Source organism: Chromobacterium vaccinii (assembly GCF_000971335.1).
Taxonomy (GTDB): Bacteria; Pseudomonadota; Gammaproteobacteria; order Burkholderiales; family Chromobacteriaceae; genus Chromobacterium; species Chromobacterium vaccinii.
This window is the reverse complement of record NZ_JZJL01000043.1, coordinates 23226-44213: the sequence shown is the minus strand read 5'-3', so window position 1 is coordinate 44213 and position 20988 is coordinate 23226. Positions and strand designations below refer to the sequence as shown.

Below are 20988 nucleotides of genomic sequence, written 5' to 3'. Positions count from 1 at the left end.
AAGATCAAGGGCTTAGTCGCGAGACTAAGCCCTTTCTTTATTGCCCGCTTTTTTGCCCAAATATAAACAGGGCCCATTTTGAATCGCCGGATATTGGATCTGGAATTCAAAATGGGCCCGTTGTTTTATTGTCGGGAATGATTTGCCTAAACCGGATGCCAGGCCGGCAGCAATCGCTCCAGGTGCGCGGCCGCGGCCAGCAGCTGGTGTTCGTCCCAATGGCGGCCCACCAGTTGCAGCCCGATCGGCATGCCGCTATCCGGGCAGCGGCCGGCCGGAATCACCGCGGCCGGCGAGCCTGTGAGGCTGAACGGGAACACGTAGCGGTAGGCGCCCGGTTCGCGCAGCGATTCGCCGTGACGGAAGGCGACGTCCGGATAGACCGGGCAGATCAGCACGTCGATGTCGCGGAACATCATGGCCAGCCGGTGGCGGACCGTGTCCCGCGTCACCAGCGCCGCGCGCAGCTCGTCCACGCTCATTTCCAGTTCGGCGCTCCACTCCAGCAACTGGGCGATGGGCGCCGAGAAGGTTTCCTTCCCCATCCGGCTGAACAACTGCGTCCAGCCGCGGCCGCCGTCGCCGCCCAGCACCAGCACTTTCCATAAAACATCGAAAGCCTCGTCCACCATCGGCGGGACGACTTCCGTCACCGACGCGGCGGCGCCGTCCAGCAGCGCCGCCGCATGCCGCAGCAGCGCGCCGGTGGCCGGGGAGGGGCGGGCGGGCCCCATGTTTTCCTGCCAGATACCGATGCGCAGCGAGGACAGCGGCTGCTCGCGGTAGTCGCGGAACGGCGCGGGCACGGTGTCCGGGTCCTGCCCGTCCGGGCCGCTGATCAGCTCCCCCAGCAGCGCGATGTCGTCGACGCCGCGCCCCATCACCGCGAACGAGGAGCTGAGGTGGAACAGGCCGGAGCGGTCGTGCGGGAACTGGCCGGTCAGCGGCGCGCGCCATTGCGTCAGCTTCAGCCCGCACACGCCGTTGAAGTGGGCGGGCACGCGCACGCTGCCGCAGGCGTCGGACGCCAGCCCGCCGGGGCTCATGCCGGCGGCGATGGCCGAGGCCTCGCCGCCGCTGCTGCCGCCGGCGGAGCGCTCGGGATCGTGCGGATTGAGCGTGCGGCCGTAGAGCAGGTTGTCGGTGTCGAAGGCCATGCACATTTCCGGCACATTGCTGAGGCCGAGCGCGACGGCGCCGGCGTCGAACAATCGCTGGACCACGGTGGCGTTGGCTCCGCTGGCCGCGCCGTGGAGCTCGCGCACGCCGCGGCTGGGGTGGAAGCCGCGGACGTGGCAGGCGTCCTTCAGGCTCAGCGGCACGCCGTGCAGCGGCCCCAGGAGGCGGCCGCGCCGCAGCGCGGCGTCGGCGGCCTCGGCCTCGGCCAGCAGGCGCTCGGGCGGCGTCTGCTCGACGATGGCGTTCAGCCGCGGGTTGCGCTCGGCGATGCGCGCCAGGTAGTGCTCGGCCAGGTCGCGGCTGGCCAGGCGGCCGCGCCGCTGCAGGTCCGCCATCTCCCGCAGGCTCAGGGCGTCGATATCGTGCATGGGCATCCTCACATCTTGCGCAGCAGCGCGTTGGGCAGGCGGTACATGGAGCGGGTGACGCGGCGCATCACCGAGATTTTCCACGCCGGCAGCGCGGCCACGGCCTCCAGCGCCTCGCGGGTGCGCTTCAGCGCCTCGTCTATGGTGTCGGCTCTGACGCTCAGCGGCGGGTAGTAGCGCAGCACCGGGCGCTCGGCGCGCTCGTTCATCGAATGGCCGGTGTGCACGTTGCGCTTGCCCAGCTCCATCGACAGCAGCGATTCGTACACCGCGCCCTTCAGCCGCAGGCCGGTCATCAGTCCGATGCCGGGCACGTCTTCTATGATGTCCGGAAAGCGGCGGGCCAGCTGCATCAGGCCCTGGCGCAGCTGCTGGCCGCGCTCCACCGACGCCTGCAGCAGGTTTTCCTCCTCGATCACGTCCAGCGCGGCCAGCGCGGCGGCGCAGGCGAAGGGGTGGCCGCCGCAGCTGTCGTGGTCGTCCGCCGGGGCGGGCAGCCGCTCCAGCGTTTGCTTGCGGTACATCGCGCAGGCGATGGACGCGTAGCCGCCGGTCAGTCCCTTGGACAGGATCAGGATGTCGGGCTCGATGTTGGCGTATTCCACCGCGAACATCTTGCCGCAGCGGCCGAAGGCGGTCTGGATCTCGTCGGCCACCAGCAGGGTGCCGGTGCGGTCGCACAGCGCGCGGATGTCCTCCATATAGCCCAGCGGCGGCATGCGCAGGTGGGCGCCGCCCAGTATCGGCTCCAGGTAGACGGCGCAGGCGCCGTCGCCGACGGCCTCGCGCATCGCGGCCATGTCGCCGTAGGGCACGATGACCACGTCGGCCGACAGCTTGCCGAAGCTGGCCTCGTGCTGGCGCTGGCCGAGTATGCTCATCGCCGCCAGCGTCTTGCCGTGATAGGCGCCGGCGGTGATGACGATGCGCCGGCGCGGCGCGTTGGCGGCCAGCGCGTAGCGCAGCGAATGCTCCACCGCCTCGGCGCCGGACAGCATGTAGCGGACGTCGCCCCAGTCGCCGGGCGCCAGCGCTTTCAGGCGCTCGGTCAGCTCCTGCTGGACCGGGTGGGCCGCGCCGCGCGGCGTCCAGGCCAGCTGCGCCAGTTGCGCGTCGACGCGGCGCTGCACGGCCGGGTGGCGGTGGCCGACGATGAAGACGCCGTAGCTGCAGGCGAAGTCCAGGTAGCGGCGGCCGGTATGGTCGCGCACTTCGCAGCCGGAGGCTTCCGCCTCCACCTGGCTGCCGGCGATCCGGTACAGCTTGGCGGCGGACGCGCCCCAGTGTTTTTCGCAGTCGTCCAGCAATTGCCGGCGGTCAATGGCGGCGGTGGTCATCGAATGTCCTCCTGATGATGTCGAGAGCGGCGTCCAGCGCCTGGGGGCGGGTGGCGGCCGAGGGGTGCAGGGTGAGCGTGCGGCCGCGGGGTGGGCGGGTCAGCACGCCGGCGGCCAGCAGCCGGCCGGGCAGTCCGGCGGCGTCCAGTCCGTCCGGCAGGCGCAGGTTGGCGATGCCGCCTACCACGCCGGACACGTACTCCGGCAGCGCGCCGGCGATCTGTTTGCCCAGCGCCTGGAAGCGCTCCGGCGCCTTCTGCCGCGCGGCGTGCTCCAGCGCCGCCAGCGCGGCGGTGCAGGACAGCGGATTGCCGCCGGTGGTGCTGCCGTGCTTGGCGGGGGAGCTGCAGCCGTACACTTGGTAGGCGCGCTCGGCCGAGGTGAAATAGCAGCCTATCGGCACCGCGCCGCCGCCCAATGCGCCGCCCAGCACCAGGATGTCGGGCACCACGCCGGAGAGTTCGTGGCCGAACATCGTTCCGGCGGCGCCCAGGCATGTTTCGCTGGCCTGGCAGACCAGGGGCACGCCGGCGGAGCGGGCCAGCGCCGCGATGGCGAGCAGGCGCTCCGGCGGCAGGGCGGCCAGCGAGCCGTCGCTCTGGCGGACCAGCGGCGAGTAGCACAGCGCATAGCACTGGGACAGCTCGGCGATGGAGGGCAGCGCGCCGTCGCGCTCCACCGTCAGCGTCTCCAGCCCGAGGAAGCGGCGCAGCTGGCCGTAGCCTTCCGGCTCCTCCAGGCAGCGGCCGTAACTGAGCGAGCCGAATTCGCTGCCGCGGATGTGGGCCAGCCGCCGCAGCTGCGGCCGCAGGCCCTTGCACAGCTTCAGCGCGCCTTCGAAGGCTTCGTCGCCGGAGCTGCAGACATAGGCGTTGGACAATGCGGGCGGCAGCATGCCGGCCAGTTCGCGGCATAGCGTGAGCAGCGGCGCGGACATCATCACCCGGTTGGACAGGCCCATCACGGCGGCCTGTTCGCGGACCTTGCCGATGATGTCCGGCAGGCCGAAGCCCAGGCCGCCGCTGGCCAGGTCGGTGATGCGGCGGCCGCCGGCGTCGGTCAGGATCGCTCCCTCCGCGCTCAGTATCTGCCCAAGTACGGCGGGCAGGGCGTCGCGTGCTGTCATGGCGTTCTCCTTACAGATAGCTGAGGGCGTTGAAGATCTTGCGCCGGGTGTCGATGATGGCGCGCCGGCCATGCATCACGCGGCGGTTGTCTATCATCACGAAGTCGTTGTCGTCCCAGTTGACCGGGATGGTGGCGGCGTCGCTGACGCGGATGATCTCGTCCATCATCGAGGCCGGAATCGGCAGGCCGCTGGCCGCCACGGTGATGCGCGGCTTCTCGTAGTTGTACGAGGGGCCGAGGATGCTGTTGGCGAAGGCCGGCTGGCGGCTGATGGCCGAGACCAGGACCGCCGACACGGTGAAGTCGTAGCCTATGGATTCGTCCGCCGGGTTGTAGGTGATCTGGGTGTTCGGATCGTCGCCGATGATGCGCTGCAAGTGCTCGAAGCTCACCTCGTCCGGGTGGCTGACGCCCGAGGTGTAGTGCATCGCCAGCCGCTTCCATTTGTCGGCCTGAACGTTGCGCGAATAGCGGATCTCGTTCTGCAGGAAGAAGTCGCGGGCGCGGGGCGACAGTTGTTCCAGCACCACCGCGCCGTCGCACACCGTGGTCTGCGAGCCCTTGCGCGGCGCTTCCTTGCAGTAGAACCAGGTCAGGTCCGGCCAGAACGGCGAGTTGCCGTTCTCGCAGTGCAGGCCGACGGCGTCGGTGCCGGCGTCCACCAGCTGGGCGGCGCCGCCCTCCATGGCCCGGGCCGGGTCCAGGCTCAGCCGCGAGCTGTGGCGTTTGACGAAATCGCAGAACTCGTCGACGGTTTCCGCGCCGTGGCGGAACAGCAGCACGCCGGTTTCGGCCAGCTCGGACAGCAGCTCTTCGGTGTCCAGGCCGCGCATGTCGGCGGCGGCCAGGCGTTTGACGGTGGTTTCAGACTGCGACAAGACGGCCATGTTCATTGTGGTTTTCCTCGTTGGATGAAGGGGCGCCGCGGCGGGCGGCGTAAGCCTGGGCGATGTCTCCGCGCTGGGGGCGGCCGGTGACGGTGTAAAGCCGGCTTAGCAGCTCGCTGCCGCGGGGCAGCAGCCACAGCCGGGCGGGGCGCTCGATGTCGGACAGGTTGTCCGCCATCCAGCTCAGCCAGGGCGCGGCTTCGCGCGCCTCGGCGGTGTGCAGCAGGGCGACCAGCCCGTCCTCCTCGTCAAGGAAGACGACGGCGTCGTGGATGCCCTCCAGCTGGCGCAACTCCAGCTCCACCTGCTCCGGGCTGACGTTGCGGCCGTTGGGCAGGCAGATCACGTTCTTCTTGCGGCCGCTGATGAACAGGTAGCCGTCGGCGTCCAGTTCGCCCAGATCGCCGGTGTCCAGCCAGCCGTCGGCGGTTTTCGCGCAGGCGCTCGGGTCTTCGCCGGAGTAGTGGCTGAACAGCGAGGCGCTGCGGATCTGGATGCCGCCGTCCGCGGCGATGCGCGCCTGGACGTGGGGCAGCGGACGGCCGACGCTGCCGGCGCGGTTGGCCGTGCGGGTGTTGACGCTGACCACCGAGGCGTTTTCGCTGAGGCCATAGCCCTGGAACACCTCCACGCCGAAGGCGGACAGCTTGGCCAGCACGTCGACGCTGACCGCCGCGCCGCCGCAGGTGATGTGCGGCGCGTCGCCGGCGGCCAGGTAGCCGGCCAGTGCGGCGTCTCCCTGCTCCAGCCGCGCCAGCAGGCGGTTGACCACCACCGGCGGCACGGTGCAGGCGCTGGGGCGGGCCTGGAGCAGCCAGTCGATCATCTTGTCGGCGTTGCCGCCGGGCTCGCCCAGCAATGGCACGCTCTGCGGCAGGAAGTGGACCGCGCCGCCGGACAGCAGCGGCAGATAGGCGGCGGTGATCTGCTCCAGCAACAGGCTCAGCGGCACCAGCGACAGATAGCGCCGATGGCACTCGGCCGGCAGCGCTTCGCCGAGGCTGGCCAGCGTGGCGGCGATGGCGTTTTCGGACAGGCAGACGCCCTTGGGGCGGCTGGTGGTGCCGGAGGTGTGGATGATCTTGCAGATCCAGCCGCCGTCCGGCGGAGAGGGCTGCGTTTCGACGGCGGCGCCGGGCGTCGGCGCCGACAGGTCCGCGCGCAGCTTGCGTCCGGCGGCGGGGCGCAGCCCCCAGCGCTGTTCCAGGATGGCTTCGCCGGTTTCGTCCACCAGGAAGAAGTCGCACTTGGCGGCCAGATGCTCGGCCTGGGCGCGGGTGAAGGCCTGGGGCAGGGGCAGGCTGGTGAGATTGGCGAACAGGCAGGCCAGGTCGGCGATCAGCCAGTCGATGCTGTTGCGGATGACGATGCCGACGACTGGGCGCGATTCCGCGCGGCCGGCCGGCAATTCCGCCTGCAGGCGCGCGGCCAGGGAGTGGGCGGCATCGGCCAGCTCGCGGCGGCTGAGGCTGCGGCGGACGCCGCCGTCGGCGTCGTGATCGACGCAGGCGGTCTGTTCCGGCTGGCGCAGCAATTGTTGGTGCAGCTGACGGCTCAGGCTCACGACATGGTCTCCAGTTGGCTTGTGTGGTTGCTGCGGATGAAATCCATCGATGTGGTCAGGCTGTGGAACAGCGCGCGATGGTTGGCGACGTGGATCAGGCCGGTGATCGGGCGGCTTTCGTAGTAGCTGCCCCAGGCCCGCGCGCCGCCGGCCACTTTGGATGGATCGGCTTCGCAGAGTGGTTCGAATTCGATGTCGCAGGCTTTCAGCAGGCCCGCCACCTTGGGCGTGATGGTGCAGAGCAGCGCCTTGGCGCCCATGCACCATGCCAATAGCGGCACCAGTTTGATGATGCTGACCGAGGCGTTTTTATCGTTTGAAATCAGATTGCCTATTTCAGCAATGTCGCTACGATAATATTCGCGCTGCCATGTTTCCCGGGTCAGCAGTTCAATTGGTTTTTCCAGATACTGTTCTGAAAATAATGGCGCGCGTTCGGCGAATGTAATTCCCGCGCAAGCCAGGATATTCTGGTCATTGTCTATTGCGACAACGAAATTTTCAGGATTCGGCTCAACTTGCGCTTCATAGGCGCACTGATACTTTTTCTGCACGGCGCTTGCGGCAAGATTCCATAAAGCAGTTCCGTGCTTTGCAACTCGGATCTTCATCACATCTCCCGTAGGTTTGCCGAAAATCGACAGGGCTATGATGGCTGGCTTGTGACATTGTCATGTTGTATTAATTCGATTCGCACATTTAAATTCTCGAATCTTTTAAATAGTCAGGTAATGCGTGCAATATTCCTCAATGTGAATTTCTTATAAAAATACCGGTTGGGACGGTGTTCGGTTATGTATGGATATTCCAAATTGAATATGTTCTCGCTGGCACGCCTTTTAGTGGATTGTCGATGCGGGGGAAGCTTGCCGCTCTTTGTCGGTCGGGGAGGCGTGTCGGAGGCGAGGGCGGCAATGGCCGCTGAGCGCCTGTTTCGATGAAAGCGGCCCGGCGTCCATATCGATGGCGGTCATGGTTTCGGGTTGATCGGCGGGGATGGCGGCAGTGTATTCAGCAGCTTGGCGAGGGGTTTGCGAAAAAACCGATAGTCGATTCGAAACTTTGAATTGCATTTAATTGTTTACAGCTATTCAATGCTCAAGTCATCTCGAAATGCATGGAGTTAGAACATGAACCAACCTTCCCGCGCGCCGCTGATCCTGGCGCTGGTGCTGGTCGGCCTGAATCTCAGGCCGTCGATGGCCGCCATCGGGCCGTTGCTGACCTCGATCCGCAACAGCATTCCCCTGAGCTACACATTGATTTCCTTGCTGACCATGCTGCCGGTGCTGGCGATGGGTTTCGCGATGTTCCGCGGCGCGCGGCTGGCGGCGCGCTGGGGCGAGCACCGCGCCATCGCGGTTTCCTTGCTGGTGATCGGCCTGGCCAGCCTGGCCAGGCTGTACGCGTCGACGGCGCTCGACCTGATTCTGAGCGCGGTGGTGGCCGGGGCGGGCATCGCCGTGATCCAGTCGGTGATGCCGGGCATCATCAAGAGCCGCTTTCCGGACGCGGTGGCGCTGCTGATGGGGGTGTATGTCACCGCCATCATGGGCGGCGCCGCGCTGTCGGCCTCGGCGTCGCCTTTCATCGGCGGCTGGCTGGGCGATTGGCAGCATGCGCTGGCCGCCTGGTCGGCGCTGGCGGCGGTGGCGTTGGCCGCGTGGTACGCGATCCGGGGCGAGATCGTGTCGTTTTCCGCCGCCGAGCAGGGCGCGGCGGCGCCGGCGGAGTCGTTCTCCAGCCGGCCGCGGGCCTGGTTGCTGGGCATCTTCTTCGGCCTAGGCACCGCATCCTATACCTGCGTGCTGGCCTGGTTGCCGCCGTTCTATGTGGAGCAGGGTTGGCAGGACACGCATGCCGGCTTGTTGCTGGCCTATCTGACCAGCATGGAAGTGGTGTCAGGCCTGGTGACGCCGGCGCTGGCCAGCCGCAGCCTGGATCGCCGCCCGGTGCTGCTGCTGGTGCTGGCTTCGGTGATCGCCGGCTTCTCCGGTCTGATTCTGGCGCCGACCGCTTATCCCATCGTCTGGGCCGGCCTGTTGGGTTTCGGCATCGGCGGACTATTCCCGATGAGTCTGATCGTGGCGATGGACCACATGGACGCGCCGCGCCGCGCCGGGCAGCTGACGGCCTTCGTGCAAGGGGTGGGCTATCTGATCGCCGCGCTGTCGCCGCTGATCGCCGGCTACATCAAGGATGTGTCGTCCAGCTTCACCCAGGCCTGGCTGCTGCTGGCGCTGGTGTCGGCAGGCATGGTGGCGATGGTGGCGAGGTTCCGTCCGGCCGAATATCCGCGGCACTTCGCGGTCCAGGCGGGGCGGCGCTGAGCTGAGCCCGGGCTAAATGTTGGCGCAGGCGCGGATCAGTTGCTGGCGCAGCCAGATATTGGCCTGGCTGTTGGCCAGCGCCGCGCTCCACACCATGTCCAGAGTGAAGTCGGGCATGCCGTCGGGCACCGGGCGCGCGCCGATATTGGGCTGCTGGCGCTTCACCCGCTCGTGTATCCGCCGCGGCAGCATCAGCAGCAGATCCGTGCCGGGCAGCAGCTCGATGGCCGAATAGTAGCTGTTGGCCCGCGCCGCGATGGTGCGATGGCGGCCTTGGGAGAGCAGCCAGCCGTCCACCATATTGCTGTCGGAGATCCAGGGAGTGGGGAACACGTGCCGCCTCTCCAGCATGTCGTCCAGCGGCAGGGGGCGCGGGTCGTCCTCTCCGTCCTGTACTGCCAGCAGATGGTCGCGGAACAATGTCTGGGTGGTAAGGCCGGGGTAGGTGCGATAGAAGCCGGGGCCGAAGAAGATGGCCAGATCGATCTGGCCGCCGACGATATCCGCGTAGGGCAAGTCTTTTTCCGGTTTCTTGATATTGATCGAAACCCTGTAGCCGGCCTCCAGGATGTTCTTCATCAGTTCCGGCATCACCAGAATCTCGAAGTATTCCGGCGCGTAGATGGTGAAGGAGGATGTGTCCGCGTTGGGATTGAAGGCGGCGTCTTCCTGAACGCATTCCGCCATCTGGTTCAGAATGCTCTGGATGCGGGGCGACAGCGCTTCGGTCCTTTGGGTGGGACTCATGCCGAGCCGAGAGTTGATGAACAGCTCGTCATCGAAGCAATCGCGCAGCCGCTTCAGGCAGTAGCTGATGGTGGATTGACTGACGCTGAGTTGTTCGGCTACTTCGGTAACGCTTCTGTGCTTGTAGATCAGCTGGAAGATCACCAGATCCTGAAAGTCGAGCTTGCGGACTCGGTTATTGAGCAACATGGCTTGTCGATCCCGGATGGATTCCATAAGCAAGTTTGCGAACGGAAATCATTTGTTTTTTTTGGCGGCGCTGGCCGGCGCGGCAACGGCCGGCAGCGGCGTCGGTGCATTGGGTGATGGCCGAGTGATGTCGAGGATCGCTCGATTGCGAAATAATATGATATCGACATTGCATTTCGTCAATTTATTATGACAAAAATCATGGTGACTTTGCCATCATTTTGTTTCAATTCTGAAATATTCAGCCATAAGTAATATCTCTGTGCGAATGATGTCTAGGGACGGCATGACGTTGAGGTGCGGATCGGCTGAAAATTATTTTCGAAAAAGACTTGCAAGCGTATAGGGTAAGAGGTATATTTCTCCTCTCGAAACGCAGCGCGTATCGAGAAGTGTTGGCGGTTAGCTCAGTTGGTAGAGCATCGGATTTTGATTCCGAGGGTCACAGGTTCGAGCCCTGTATCGCCTGCCAGAATTAAAAGCAAAAGGCCAGTTCGAAAGAGCTGGCCTTTTGCTATTGCGCGTCAAATCCATTTTTCGGGCGGCATCGGCTGCTTGAAAGGCTCCTCGGGGGCTGCGCCTCTTTCCTCTCCTTGTTCTTGTTCTCGGTTGCTTGGCTGGTTGAAGCGGCGCGAGCCTGCGAATCCATTTTCTGTCGTGATTGCCCCGGGTTGTGGTGGGCTGGCGTCCGCGTGCTCGGTCGCGCCTGTTTGCTTGCCGCGTTGTTCGGTATTGCTGGTTTCGGGGTGGGCGTGGCGGGGTTTGCCGTGGCAGTGGGGCCTGGCGATAAGAAAGCCCCGGGCGTTTGCCAGGGGCTTTGGTTTTGGGCCGGCTTCGAGCGGCGTGTCGGCTTACTGTCCGCTGGCTGCGAGCAGCGGGGAATAGCCGAGCTCGCGCAGTTTCTTCATCGCTTCGTCCGCCTCGGCGCGGTTTTTGAACGGCCCCAGCTGCACGCGGGTGACGGTGTGCGCGGCGATGCCGTGTTTTTGCAGGTCTCTGACCAGTTTTTGCGCGTTTCCCATGCTGGAGAATAGGCCTAGTTGGACCTGGTAGCCGACCGAGCTGCCCGCCGGCTCCGCCTTGGCCGGGCTGGGGGCGGCCGCTGTCGGGGTGGGGTTGGTCTCTGCCGGCGCGGCGCTTTGCGGTGTTGCGGCCGCGGTTTCGGCGCGCGGCGCGGCGGCGCGTTGCGCCGGAGGCTTGGCCTGCGCTTCCCGGAATGGGGGTGTGGCGGGTTTTGCCGCCGGGGCTTGGGGCGCAGCCTGTTGCTGGGCGTGAGCGGCTGGCGGCGCGGCGCGATGCGGGGGCTGTTGATTGGCGACGGCCGGCGTTTTGCTCAGGTCCGGCGTCGCCGGAATGGTTTCGGCCGGCGAGGCGGGCGCGTGGTTGACGGCTTCGGCCGCCGGGGCGCTGCTTTGCGCGGCCGGCGCGCTGGCGGACTTGATCTGGACGCTGATGGCGCCGGCGTCGGCCGATGAGGCCGGTTTGATGATCTTGCCGGAGCTGGGGCTTTGCGCGTCGCTGCTCATTTCCACCTTGGGCTTGGTCAGCGCGTCCATCAGTGGAATGGCCGCCAGCGCGACGGCGACCAGGCCGCCGGCGATCCAGAGCCGCTTTTTCAGCTTGCCGTTGAGATTGGATTCGTCTTCGCCGTCGTACGGCTGCTGCTGTTGGTTTTGTTCGCGCATGGTGCCTGATCGGAATATGCAGCACGTGATTGAAAACGCTGCTAAAATAGCGGGTTCGTCAGAATTGGGTAACCCGAGTGGCGTAATAATACTCAAGTTTAGCCACTTGTCTTGTCGTTAGGGAGAATTTATATGGCAATCGAACGCACCTTGTCCATCGTTAAGCCGGACGCAGTAGCCAAAAACGTTATCGGCAAAATCTACGACCGCTTCGAGTCCGCGGGCCTGAAGATCGTCGCCGCCAAGATGAAGCAACTGTCCCGCGCCGAAGCCGAAGGCTTCTACGCCGTGCACAAAGAGCGTCCTTTCTTCAAGGACCTGGTTGACTTCATGGTTTCCGGCCCGGTGATGATCCAGGCGCTGGAAGGCGAGAACGCCGTGCTGAAGAACCGCGAACTGATGGGCGCCACCGATCCGAAGAAAGCGGAAGCCGGCACCATCCGCGCCGACTTCGCCGAATCGATCGACGCCAACGCCGTTCACGGTTCCGACAGCGTGGAAAACGCTGCCATCGAAGTGGCTTACTTCTTCGCCGCTTCCGAAATCAGCTCCCGCTGATTCAAAAGTAGTTGAATGACCGGAGGTCGCCGCTGCCGGCGGCCTCTTTTGCCTGCTGAGGATTGCATGAAAACCAACCTGCTCGACTTCAATCTGGACCAGCTCACCCGGCATTTCGCCGAGATGGGCGAGAAGCCGTTCCGCGCCAAGCAAGTGATGCGCTGGATGCACCAGATGGCCGAAGACGATTTCGACGCGATGACCGACCTCGCCAAGAGTCTGCGCGCCAAGCTGCACGAGCGCGCCGAGGTGGGCGTGCCGTCGCTGATGACCGGGCAGGAGTCCAGTGATGGCACCCGCAAGTGGCTGCTCGACGTCGGCACCGGCAACGGTGTGGAAACCGTGTTCATTCCGGAAGACGACCGCGGCACCTTGTGCGTGTCATCCCAGGTGGGTTGCGCGCTGGAGTGCACGTTCTGCTCCACTGGCCGCCAGGGATTCAACCGCAACCTGTCCACCGCCGAGATCATCGGCCAGCTGTGGTGGGCCAACAAGGCGATGGGCGTGACGCCCAAGAACGAGCGCGTGGTGTCCAATGTGGTGATGATGGGCATGGGCGAGCCGCTGGCCAACTTCGACAATGTGGTCAGCGCGATGCAGATCATGCTGGATGACCATGGCTACGGCCTGTCCCGCCGCCGCGTGACGCTGTCAACCTCCGGCCTGGTGCCGCAGATGGACCGGTTGCGCGAGGAGTGCCCGGTGGCGCTGGCGGTGTCGTTGCACGCGCCCAACGACGCGATCCGCGACGTGATCGTGCCGATCAACAAGAAATACCCGCTTGCCGAACTGATGGCCGCCTGTAGCCGCTATCTGGAAAAGGCGCCGCGCGATTTCATCACCTTTGAATATGTGATGCTTGACGGGGTCAACGATAGGCCGGAACATGCTCGCCAGCTGCTGGAGCTGGTGCGGGACGTGCCTTGCAAGTTCAATCTGATCCCGTTCAACCCGTTCCCGAACTCGGGTTATGATCGCTCCAGCAACAACGCGATTCGCATTTTCCGTGAAATTCTGCAAGAACAAGGATACGTGGTGACCGTGCGCAAGACCCGCGGCGACGACATCGACGCGGCTTGCGGCCAGCTGGCCGGCCAAGTGCAGGACAAGACGCGGCGCCAGGCCAAGTGGACGCAGATCATAGAGGACAGGAAATCATGACGTCATGGCGGGGGAGATTGGCTGGATGGCTGTTGGCATTTGGCGTAGTCGCTCCCGCCGCGGCGGATGGCAATCCGCCGGAAGTGGCGAAGATCCGCAGCCAGCTGGCGGTGGAGTACGCCAGGATAGGCAACCTCAAGTCCGCGCTGGACAACGCCAACCAGGCGGTGGCGGCGGACGCGGCCTATGTCACCGGCTATCTGAGCCGGGCTTACGTGCTGGGCCTGCTGCAGATGGACGGCAGGGCGGAGCAGGATTACCAGCAGGCGCTGCGGCTGGAGCCCGGCAATCCGCAGGCCAACAATAATTACGGCTTGTTCCTGTGCGAGCACGGGAGGGAGCAGGATTCGCTGGCCCTGTTCCAGAAGGCGCTGGCCAATCCGTTGTATGATTCGCCACAGTCGGCTTATTTGAATCTGGGCCGCTGCAGCGCCAAGCTGGGGCGGACGGATCAGGCCAACGATTATTTGCTGAGCGCCTTGCGCGTCGCGCCCAACTACGGGCCGGCGTTGAGCGAACTGGCCGAAATGCATCTGGGCCTGGGCAACGCCAAGCTGGCGGCGTTCTATTTCGAACGGCTGCGCGGCGGCGGCGGGATGGACGGCCTGGGCGCCGCCGAGCTGTGGCTGGGCGCCAGGATCGCCCGCAAAACCGGTAACGCGGCGCTGGAGCGCGCATGCGAGAATGAACTAAAGAACCGGTTTCCGGACTCTAGGGAAACACAACTGCTGTTGAGTGGAAGCTGAGGATGGAAGAAAAAATCGAACATCATGACACGCCGAGGCCCAGCGGCATCGGCGCAACCTTGAAGGCCGCCCGGGAAGCGGCCGGCCTTGGCCTGGGAGAAGTGGCGGACAGGCTGAAACTGTCGCTCAGGCAGCTGGAAGCGATAGAGCGCGACGATTTCGACTCGCTGCCCGGCGCCACCTTCGTCCGCGGCTTCGTCCGTAATTACGCCCGCTTCCTGGAAGTGGATTCCGAACCGTTGATGAAGGCGCTGGAGCAGCATTTTCCGTCGGCGGTGAACGACGTGGCCAATCTGGTCAAGGGCACCACCGCGCGCGAACAGGCGCCCGAGCCGGTGGAAGCGGTGGAGGAAGCCACGGAAGCAGGCGCCGGCAAGTGGGTGGTCCTGCTGTTGCTGGGCGTGGCCGTGGCGGGCGGCGCTTACTGGTACGCCAACCGCGACGGCTCGCCGGAGAAACCGGCGGAGCGCTCCGCCAACGAGCTGGCGCCGATGCTGACCGAGCAGTCGTCGGCCCCGGCCGCCAAGGCGGCGGCTTCCGAATCGGCGAAAGCCGCCGTTCAGGCCGCGAAGCCGGCCTCGGCGCCGGCAGCCGTGGCGGCGAAGCCGGTGGCCTCGGCTGTCCAGGCCGCCGCGAAACCGGCGGCGAGCGCGCCGGCCAAGGTGGCCAAGACGCAAGCGGCCAGCGCGCCGCAGTCCCAAGGCACCGACAAGGTCAGCGTCAACGTCAAGGATGCCGCCTGGGTGTCGGTGCAGGACGCCGACGGCCGCAGGCTGATTTACAAGGTGATGCAGCCGGGCGATCCGGCCGAAGTGGTCGGCACCGCGCCGTTCAAGGTGGTGATAGGCAACGCCAGCCAGGTGGAACTGAGCTACAACGGCAAGCCGGTGGATCTGGCCGACAAGATCAAGGGCACCACCGCCAAGATTCAACTCAAGTGATGCAGGGTAGCGAATGGATAGCGTGAACATCGCGCGCCGTCCCACCCGCCTGGTGCGGGTGGGACATGTTTTGGTGGGTTCGGGCGCGCCGGTGATGGTGCAGTCGATGACCAACACCGACACCGCCGACGCGGCGGGCACGGCCGAGCAGGTATACCAGCTGGCGCAGGCCGGCTCCGAAGTGGTGCGCATCACCGTCAACTCGCCGGAAGCGGCGGGCCGCGTGGCGGAAATCCGCCAGCGGCTTGACGACCTGGGTTGCGACGTGCCGCTGGTCGGCGATTTCCACTTCAACGGCGACCGCTTGCTGAAGGAGTTTCCCGATTGCGCGAAGGCGCTGGCCAAGTACCGGATCAATCCGGGCAATGTCGGCAAGGGCGCCAAGGGCGACGACAAGTTCGCCTTCATGATCCGCACCGCGATGGAGCATGACAAGGCCGTCCGCATCGGCGTCAACTGGGGCAGCCTGGACCAGGCGCTGCTGGCGCGGATGATGGACGCCAACAACCGCGCCGCGAATCCCTTACCGCTGCCCAAGCTGATGCAGGAGGCGCTGATCGTGTCGGCGCTGGAGTCGGCCGACAAGGCGGTGGAGATCGGCCTGTCACCGGACAACATCATCCTGTCGTGCAAGGTCAGCAATGTGCAGGACCTGATCAGCGTCTATCGCGAATTGGGTGGCCGCTGCGACTACCCCTTGCACCTGGGTCTGACCGAGGCCGGAATGGGCAGCAAGGGCATCGTCGCCTCCAGCGCCGCGCTGGCGGTCTTGCTGCAGGAAGGCATAGGCGACACCATCCGAATCTCGCTGACGCCGCAACCGGGCGAGGCGCGCACCAAGGAAGTGGTGGTGGCGCAGGAACTGCTGCAGACCATGGGCCTGCGCAGCTTCACGCCGCTGGTCACCGCCTGTCCGGGCTGCGGCCGCACCACCAGCACCTTCTTCCAGGAACTGGCCGACCACATCCAGAACTATCTGCGCGAGCAGATGCCCATCTGGCGGCTGCAGTATCCGGGCGTCGAAGACATGAAGGTGGCGGTGATGGGCTGCGTGGTCAACGGGCCGGGCGAATCCAAGCTGGCCGACATCGGCATCTCGCTGCCCGGCACCGGCGAAGTGCCGGTGGCGCCGGTTTACGTTGACGGCCAGAAGGATGTGACGCTGAAAGGCGACAACATTCCCGCGGAGTTCACCGCCATCGTCGACGAATACGTGAAGACCCGTTACGGGGAGGGCGGCGCCAAGCGCCGCGAGGATGGCAATCGCATCATTCCGATCCGTTCGGTGAGCGTCTGACGAAACCAGAATCCAGCTGATACAAGAAGATAGCAATGGCTCAGAAATACCAAGCGGTCAAGGGCATGAACGATGTGCTGCCGGCCGAATCCTACCAGTGGGAATACTTTGAAGAGGCGCTGCGCAAGCTGCTGGCCGACTACGGCTACCAGAACATCCGCACCCCCATCGTCGAAGGCACGCCGCTGTTTGTGCGCTCCATCGGCGAAGTGACCGACATCGTCGAGAAGGAAATGTACACCTTCGTCGACAGCCTGAATGGCGACAGCCTGACGCTGCGCCCGGAAGGCACCGCCGGCACGCTGCGCGCGGTGGTGGAGCACAACCTGCTGTACAACGCCACGCCCAAGCTGTGGTACATGGGGCCGATGTATCGCCACGAGCGCCCGCAGAAGGGGCGCTACCGCCAGTTCCACCAGGTGGGCGTGGAGGCGCTGGCCCTGGCCGGTCCGGACATCGACGCCGAGATCATCGCGATGACCGCCGATCTGTGGCGCCGCCTGGGCATCAGCCAGTACGTGCGGCTGGAGATCAACTCGCTGGGCAACGCCGAAGAGCGCGCCGCCCACCGCGAGGCGCTGATCGCCTACCTGGAGCGCCACGTCGACATCCTGGACGAGGACGGCAAGCGCCGGATGCACACCAACCCGCTGCGCGTGCTGGACACCAAGAACCCGGCGCTGCAGGAAATGGCCAACGCCGCGCCCAAGCTGTCCGACTATCTGGGCGAGGAGTCTCGCGCCCATTACGAGGGCTGGAAGGCGATGATCGCCGCGCTGGGCATCGAGTACATCGAGAACCCGCGCCTGGTGCGCGGCCTCGACTACTACAACCGCTCGGTGTTCGAGTGGGTGACCTCCGAGCTGGGCGCCCAGGGTACTATCTGCGCCGGCGGCCGCTACGACGGCCTGATCGAGCAGCTGGGCGGCAAGGCCGCCTCCGGCATCGGCTTCGGCATGGGCATGGAGCGCGTGCTGCTGTTGCTGCAGGACAAGGGCCTGCTGCCGGCGCAGCGCAGCGTCGACGTCTTCCTGGTCAACCAGGGCGAGGGCGCGGGCCTGTATTCGATGAAGCTCGCGCAGAGCCTGCGCGCCGCCGGCTACTCGGTGGTGCAGCATCTGGGCGACGCCAGCTTCAAGTCGCAAATGAAAAAGGCCGACGCCAGCGGCGCGCAGTTCGCGCTGATCGTCGGTGAAAACGAAATCCAGGCCGGTCAGGTGGTGGTGAAGGCGCTGCGCGCCGAAGCCGCCCAGCAGACCGTGGCGGCCGATGCGGTTCTGGCCACCCTCGCCACTCTGAAAGCTTGATAGGAAGGGGGAACGCGATGGCGTTCGACTTGCAGGAACAGGAACAGATCGATTCTCTGAAGGCATTCTGGCAGCAGTGGGGCAAGCTGATCGGCGGCGCGGTGCTGGCCGTCAGCCTGGGCTACCTGGGCTACAAGGCTTACGGCATGTACGAACGCGGCCAGTCCGAGAAGGCCGCGACCGCCTACGAGGCCGTCGACAACGCGGTGGCCGCCAAGGACATCGCCAAGCTGAAATCGGCCGCCCAGCAACTGCAGGGCGAATACGCCGGCACCCTCTACGCCAGCCGCGCCGCGCTGGTGCTGGCCAAGGCCGCGTTCGACAAGAACGACCCGGCGCTGGCCGCCAGCCAGCTGGAGTGGGTATTGAAGAACGGCAAGGACGAGGAGCTGCAGGCGATCGCCCGTCTGCGCCTGGCTTCGCTGCTGCTGGACCAGAAAAAGTTCGACGGCGCGATCGGCGAGCTGAACCAGGCCCATCCGGCCGCTTTCGACGCCGAGTTCCTGGAGCTGAAGGGCGATGTGTTCGTCGCCAAGGGCGACAGCAGCGGCGCTCGCGACGCCTACAAGGCCGCGCTGGCGAAGATGCTGGGCGACAGCCCGAGCCGCCAGCTGGCGCAAACCAAGCTCGACGCGTTGGGAGGCTGACCGCATGCGCCGCCAACTGTTGCTTACCGCTCTGACGTCCTCGCTGCTGCTGGCCGGCTGCGCCAGCTGGTTCGAGGGCTCCACCCAGTTCCAGCCGACGCCGCTGGCGGCGATCAAGCCGCTGCAGACGCTGGACGTCAAATGGACGCTGCAGCAGGCCGCGCCGGCCGCCAGCTTCCTGCCGGTGTACGCCAACGGCAATGTGGTGACCGCCGACGTGGAAGGCCGCATCCGCAGCGTGGACGCGCTGTCCGGCCGCGCGCAGTCCGATGTGTCGCTCAAGCGCGCGTTGGCCAGCGGCGTGGCCGTCGCCGGCGACACCGTGCTGGTCGGCACCCAGGATGCCAAGCTGCTGGCCGTCAACCGCACCAGCGGCAAGATCCTGTGGGAACAGCCGCTGACCAGCCTGATGCTGGAGGCGCCGCAGATCGCCGGCGATATCGCCGTGGTCCGCACCAACGATGCCCGCCTGACCGGCTTCAGCCTGGCCGACGGCAAGCAGCAATGGTCGGTTGTGAACGTGCTGCCGCAACTGACCGTGCGCAACAACGGCTCGATGCAGTCGGTGGGCAAGGAAGCGGTGATGGTGGGGCAGGCCGGCGGCCGCGTCGACATTGTCAATCCGCTCACCGGCAACACCATCTGGCAGGGCGCGGTGGCGACGCCGCGCGGCGCCACCGAGCTGGAGCGGGTCACCGACGTCACCAGCCGCCCGGTCTTCGACGGCGGCCAGGTGTGCGCCGTGGCCTACCAGGGCCGCGTGGCGTGCTTCGACGCCCGCTCGGGCAGCCTGCAGTGGGCGCGCGAGGTGTCGTCCAGCCGCGGTGTGGCTGTGGATGCCCGCAATGTCTACGTGACTGCGGAAGACGGCTCGATCTGGGCGTATGATCGCCAGAGCGGCCGCAATGTATGGAAAAACGACGACCTCAAATACCGCGGCGTTTCCGGTCCCGCGATGATCGGACGCTTCGTGCTGGTGGTGGACGGCGAGGGTTATGCCCATCTGCTGTCCAACGAGAGCGGAGGCATCGTCGGACGCAACAAGATCGGCACCACCGGGCCGGTCAATCAACCGGTGTCGCTCGGCTCCTCCGCCCTGATCCAGGGGCAGGACGGCCGCTTGGCGATGCTGAATCTGGGATAAGCAGTTTTAGATGAAACCTACCGTAGCGCTGGTCGGCCGCCCCAATGTGGGCAAGTCGACCCTTTTCAACCGGCTGACTCGCAGCCGCGACGCGCTGGTCGCCGACCAGCCGGGCCTGACGCGTGACCGACACTACGGCCAAGGCCGGGTCGGCGAGAAGCCGTATCTGGTGGTCGACACCGGCGGTTTCGAGCCGGTGGTGGACGAAGGCATCCTGTTCGAGATGGCCAAGCAAACGCTGCAGGCCGTCGACGAGGCGGACGCCGTGGTCTTTCTGGTGGACGGCCGCTCCGGCCTGACGCCGCAGGACAAGATCATCGCCAACCGCCTGCGCCAGCTTGACCGCCCGGTATTCCTGGCCGTCAACAAGGCGGAAGGCATGAAGCACGCGATCGCCGGGGCCGAGTTCCACGAACTGGCGCTGGGCGAACCGCTGGTGATCTCCGCCGCCCACGGCGACGGCGTGCGCGAACTGATGGAACTGGTGCTGGAAGGCTTTCCCGACGAGGTGGAGGAAGAAGACAGCCGCCATCCGAAGTTCGCCGTGATCGGCCGCCCCAACGTCGGCAAGTCCACGCTGGTGAACGCCATCCTCGGCGAAGAGCGGGTGATCGCCTTCGACCAGGCCGGGACCACGCGCGACAGCATCTATATTGATTTTGAGCGCGAAGGCCATACCTATACCATCATCGACACTGCGGGCGTGCGCCGCCGCGCCAAGGTCAACGAGATGCTGGAGAAGTTTTCCGTCATCAAGACCATGAAGGCGATCGAGGACGCCAACGTCGCGGTGCTGGTGCTGGACGCGCAGCTGGACATCTCCGAACAGGACGCCACCATCGCCGGCTTCGCGCTGGAAGCGGGCCGGGCTTTGGTGGTGGCGGTCAACAAGTGGGACAATCTGGACGGCGAGCAGAAGGAAAACGTGCGCCGCGAGATCGCCCGCAAGCTGAACTTCCTGGATTTCGCAAAGTTTCATTACATCTCGGCCATCGAGGGCCGCGGTGTGGCAGACTTGTTCAAGTCCATCGACGAAGCCTACCGCGCGGCCATGGCCAAGCTGGCGACCCCCAAGCTCACCCGCGTGCTGCAGGTGGCGCTGGAGCGTCAGCAGCCGCCGCGGTCCGGCCTGATCCGCCCCAAGATGCGCTATGCGCACCAGGGCGGCCAGAACCCGCCGATAATCGTGGTGCACGGCAACGCGCTGGACAGCATTCCGGCCAGTTATACCCGCTATCTGGAACACACTTTCCGTAAAGTGTTCAAGCTGCAGGGTACGCCGCTGAGAGTGCAGTACAAGTCGTCGGACAATCCGTTCGACAACGATGAAAAGGACAAGCCGCGGGCCAAGGCCAAGCCAATGTCCAAGATGCGGGGCAGGGAAAAGGAAGTTCGCTACGGCAAAAACAGCAAGAAATAGTACGACGGAATGTTTTCTGCTAAAAATAAGCAGGCCGCCGCGCTGTTCGCTGGACAGTTAATACAACAATCAACGATTCGGAGAAAAACGAATGAGCTCTAAAGGGCAAATGTTACAAGACCCCTTCCTGAATATCCTGCGCAAGGAACACGTGCCGGTTTCCATTTATCTGGTTAACGGCATCAAGCTGCAAGGTCAGGTTGAATCTTTCGACCAATACGTCGTTCTGTTGAAGAACACGGTGACGCAGATGGTTTACAAGCACGCCATCTCCACCGTGGTTCCGGCCCGCCCGGTCAACATCCCGCACGAGCACCCGGCGCAAAAGCAGGAACAGGCGCAGGACGCTTAAG

19 protein-coding genes are annotated in these 20988 nt (G+C 65.2%); 11 read left to right on the top strand and 8 right to left on the bottom strand.

All coding sequences use genetic code 11. The features are described from left to right. Positions 1–146: 146 nt before the first annotated feature. From VL52_RS18215 to VL52_RS18190, 6 genes are read right to left on the bottom strand one after another with little or no spacing between them, the layout of a single operon-like run. Entirely contained in the window at positions 147–1547 is a 1401-nt protein-coding gene (locus tag VL52_RS18215; RefSeq protein ID WP_046158361.1) for an amidase, read from the bottom strand. A gap of 8 nt (positions 1548–1555) precedes the next feature. Next, positions 1556–2884 (bottom strand): aspartate aminotransferase family protein, encoded by a 1329-nt coding sequence (locus VL52_RS18210; protein ID WP_046158360.1) that lies wholly within the window; start codon positions 2882–2884, stop codon positions 1556–1558. Further along, positions 2865–4010, bottom strand: coding sequence for an aminotransferase class III-fold pyridoxal phosphate-dependent enzyme (locus VL52_RS18205; protein WP_046158359.1), 1146 nt, complete (start codon positions 4008–4010; stop codon positions 2865–2867). The genes VL52_RS18210 and VL52_RS18205 overlap by 20 nt, the downstream gene beginning before the upstream one ends. A 10-nt stretch (positions 4011–4020) precedes the next feature. Then, entirely contained in the window at positions 4021–4905 is an 885-nt protein-coding gene (locus VL52_RS18200) for a TauD/TfdA family dioxygenase (protein ID WP_046158358.1), read from the bottom strand. After that, the gene (locus VL52_RS18195; RefSeq protein ID WP_052729392.1) at positions 4877–6463 is read right to left on the bottom strand and encodes an AMP-binding protein; all 1587 of its coding nucleotides are present in this window, start codon (positions 6461–6463) and stop codon (positions 4877–4879) included. Before VL52_RS18195 ends, VL52_RS18200 begins: the two co-directional genes overlap by 29 nt. Then, complete coding sequence (locus tag VL52_RS18190; protein WP_046158357.1) at positions 6460–7074, bottom strand: thermostable hemolysin; 615 nt, start codon at positions 7072–7074, stop codon at positions 6460–6462. The genes VL52_RS18195 and VL52_RS18190 overlap by 4 nt, the downstream gene beginning before the upstream one ends. Positions 7075–7593: 519 nt before the next feature. Between VL52_RS18190 and VL52_RS18185 the strand changes: the two genes are divergently transcribed. Continuing rightward, positions 7594–8793: a cyanate transporter gene (locus VL52_RS18185; protein ID WP_046158356.1), complete on the top strand. Its 1200-nt coding sequence runs from the start codon at positions 7594–7596 to the stop codon at positions 8791–8793. Positions 8794–8805: 12 nt separating this feature from the next. Here the strand turns inward: VL52_RS18185 and VL52_RS18180 are convergent, their stop codons facing one another. Next, positions 8806–9729 (bottom strand): LysR family transcriptional regulator, encoded by a 924-nt coding sequence (locus VL52_RS18180; RefSeq protein WP_046158364.1) that lies wholly within the window; start codon positions 9727–9729, stop codon positions 8806–8808. 851 nt (positions 9730–10580) lie between these two features. Next, positions 10581–11414 carry an SPOR domain-containing protein gene (locus VL52_RS24755; RefSeq protein WP_046158355.1) on the bottom strand — a complete coding sequence of 278 codons (834 nt, stop codon included), beginning with the start codon at positions 11412–11414 and terminating at the stop codon, positions 10581–10583. Between the two features lie 132 nt (positions 11415–11546). Here VL52_RS24755 and ndk point away from each other — a divergent pair, with 132 nt between their 5' ends. The 10 genes from ndk to hfq all read left to right on the top strand — a co-directional run bounded on the left by ndk (position 11547) and on the right by hfq (position 20987). After that, positions 11547–11972 carry a nucleoside-diphosphate kinase gene (ndk, locus tag VL52_RS18165; protein ID WP_011137089.1) on the top strand — a complete coding sequence of 142 codons (426 nt, stop codon included), beginning with the start codon at positions 11547–11549 and terminating at the stop codon, positions 11970–11972. A gap of 66 nt (positions 11973–12038) precedes the next feature. Beyond that, a complete protein-coding gene (gene rlmN / locus VL52_RS18160) occupies positions 12039–13133 on the top strand; it encodes a dual-specificity RNA methyltransferase RlmN (protein ID WP_021475000.1) in 1095 nt (364 codons plus the stop codon). 32 nt (positions 13134–13165) lie between these two features. Beyond that, positions 13166–13879, top strand: a complete 714-nt coding sequence (gene pilW / locus VL52_RS18155; RefSeq protein ID WP_235429327.1) for a type IV pilus biogenesis/stability protein PilW — start codon at positions 13166–13168, stop codon at positions 13877–13879. Between the two features lie 2 nt (positions 13880–13881). Next, positions 13882–14820 (top strand): RodZ domain-containing protein, encoded by a 939-nt coding sequence (locus tag VL52_RS18150; RefSeq protein ID WP_046158353.1) that lies wholly within the window; start codon positions 13882–13884, stop codon positions 14818–14820. A gap of 13 nt (positions 14821–14833) precedes the next feature. Continuing rightward, positions 14834–16117, top strand: coding sequence for a flavodoxin-dependent (E)-4-hydroxy-3-methylbut-2-enyl-diphosphate synthase (gene ispG / locus VL52_RS18145; protein ID WP_046158352.1), 1284 nt, complete (start codon positions 14834–14836; stop codon positions 16115–16117). Between the two features lie 35 nt (positions 16118–16152). Continuing rightward, positions 16153–17424 (top strand): histidine--tRNA ligase, encoded by a 1272-nt coding sequence (gene hisS, locus VL52_RS18140; RefSeq protein ID WP_046158351.1) that lies wholly within the window; start codon positions 16153–16155, stop codon positions 17422–17424. Positions 17425–17441: 17 nt separating this feature from the next. Beyond that, on the top strand, positions 17442–18071 hold the full coding sequence (locus VL52_RS18135; protein WP_046158350.1) for a YfgM family protein: 630 nt from the start codon (positions 17442–17444) through the stop codon (positions 18069–18071). Between the two features lie 4 nt (positions 18072–18075). Continuing rightward, a complete protein-coding gene (gene bamB, locus VL52_RS18130) occupies positions 18076–19215 on the top strand; it encodes an outer membrane protein assembly factor BamB (protein ID WP_046158349.1) in 1140 nt (379 codons plus the stop codon). 10 nt (positions 19216–19225) lie between these two features. Further along, positions 19226–20635, top strand: a complete 1410-nt coding sequence (der, locus tag VL52_RS18125; RefSeq protein ID WP_046158348.1) for a ribosome biogenesis GTPase Der — start codon at positions 19226–19228, stop codon at positions 20633–20635. 91 nt (positions 20636–20726) lie between these two features. Next, on the top strand, positions 20727–20987 hold the full coding sequence (hfq, locus tag VL52_RS18120) for an RNA chaperone Hfq (RefSeq protein WP_011137080.1): 261 nt from the start codon (positions 20727–20729) through the stop codon (positions 20985–20987). Position 20988: the final 1 nt, after the last annotated feature.

Bases quoted from the DNA above. Each gene is read 5' to 3' on its own strand.
- VL52_RS18215 (WP_046158361.1), bottom strand. From the start codon at position 1,547: ATGCACGATATCGACGCCCTGAGCCTGCGGGAGATGGCGGACCTGCAG.
- VL52_RS18190 (WP_046158357.1), bottom strand. From the start codon at position 7,074: ATGAAGATCCGAGTTGCAAAGCACGGAACTGCTTTATGGAATCTTGCC.
- VL52_RS24755 (WP_046158355.1), bottom strand. From the start codon at position 11,414: ATGCGCGAACAAAACCAACAGCAGCAGCCGTACGACGGCGAAGACGAA.
- VL52_RS18210 (WP_046158360.1), bottom strand. From the start codon at position 2,884: ATGACCACCGCCGCCATTGACCGCCGGCAATTGCTGGACGACTGCGAA.
- ispG (WP_046158352.1), top strand. From the start codon at position 14,834: ATGGATAGCGTGAACATCGCGCGCCGTCCCACCCGCCTGGTGCGGGTG.
- ndk (WP_011137089.1), top strand. From the start codon at position 11,547: ATGGCAATCGAACGCACCTTGTCCATCGTTAAGCCGGACGCAGTAGCC.
- VL52_RS18185 (WP_046158356.1), top strand. From the start codon at position 7,594: ATGAACCAACCTTCCCGCGCGCCGCTGATCCTGGCGCTGGTGCTGGTC.
- der (WP_046158348.1), top strand. From the start codon at position 19,226: ATGAAACCTACCGTAGCGCTGGTCGGCCGCCCCAATGTGGGCAAGTCG.
- rlmN (WP_021475000.1), top strand. From the start codon at position 12,039: ATGAAAACCAACCTGCTCGACTTCAATCTGGACCAGCTCACCCGGCAT.
- VL52_RS18180 (WP_046158364.1), bottom strand. From the start codon at position 9,729: ATGTTGCTCAATAACCGAGTCCGCAAGCTCGACTTTCAGGATCTGGTG.
- hfq (WP_011137080.1), top strand. From the start codon at position 20,727: ATGAGCTCTAAAGGGCAAATGTTACAAGACCCCTTCCTGAATATCCTG.
- bamB (WP_046158349.1), top strand. From the start codon at position 18,076: ATGCGCCGCCAACTGTTGCTTACCGCTCTGACGTCCTCGCTGCTGCTG.
- VL52_RS18150 (WP_046158353.1), top strand. From the start codon at position 13,882: ATGGAAGAAAAAATCGAACATCATGACACGCCGAGGCCCAGCGGCATC.
- VL52_RS18205 (WP_046158359.1), bottom strand. From the start codon at position 4,010: ATGACAGCACGCGACGCCCTGCCCGCCGTACTTGGGCAGATACTGAGC.
- VL52_RS18200 (WP_046158358.1), bottom strand. From the start codon at position 4,905: ATGAACATGGCCGTCTTGTCGCAGTCTGAAACCACCGTCAAACGCCTG.
- VL52_RS18135 (WP_046158350.1), top strand. From the start codon at position 17,442: ATGGCGTTCGACTTGCAGGAACAGGAACAGATCGATTCTCTGAAGGCA.
- hisS (WP_046158351.1), top strand. From the start codon at position 16,153: ATGGCTCAGAAATACCAAGCGGTCAAGGGCATGAACGATGTGCTGCCG.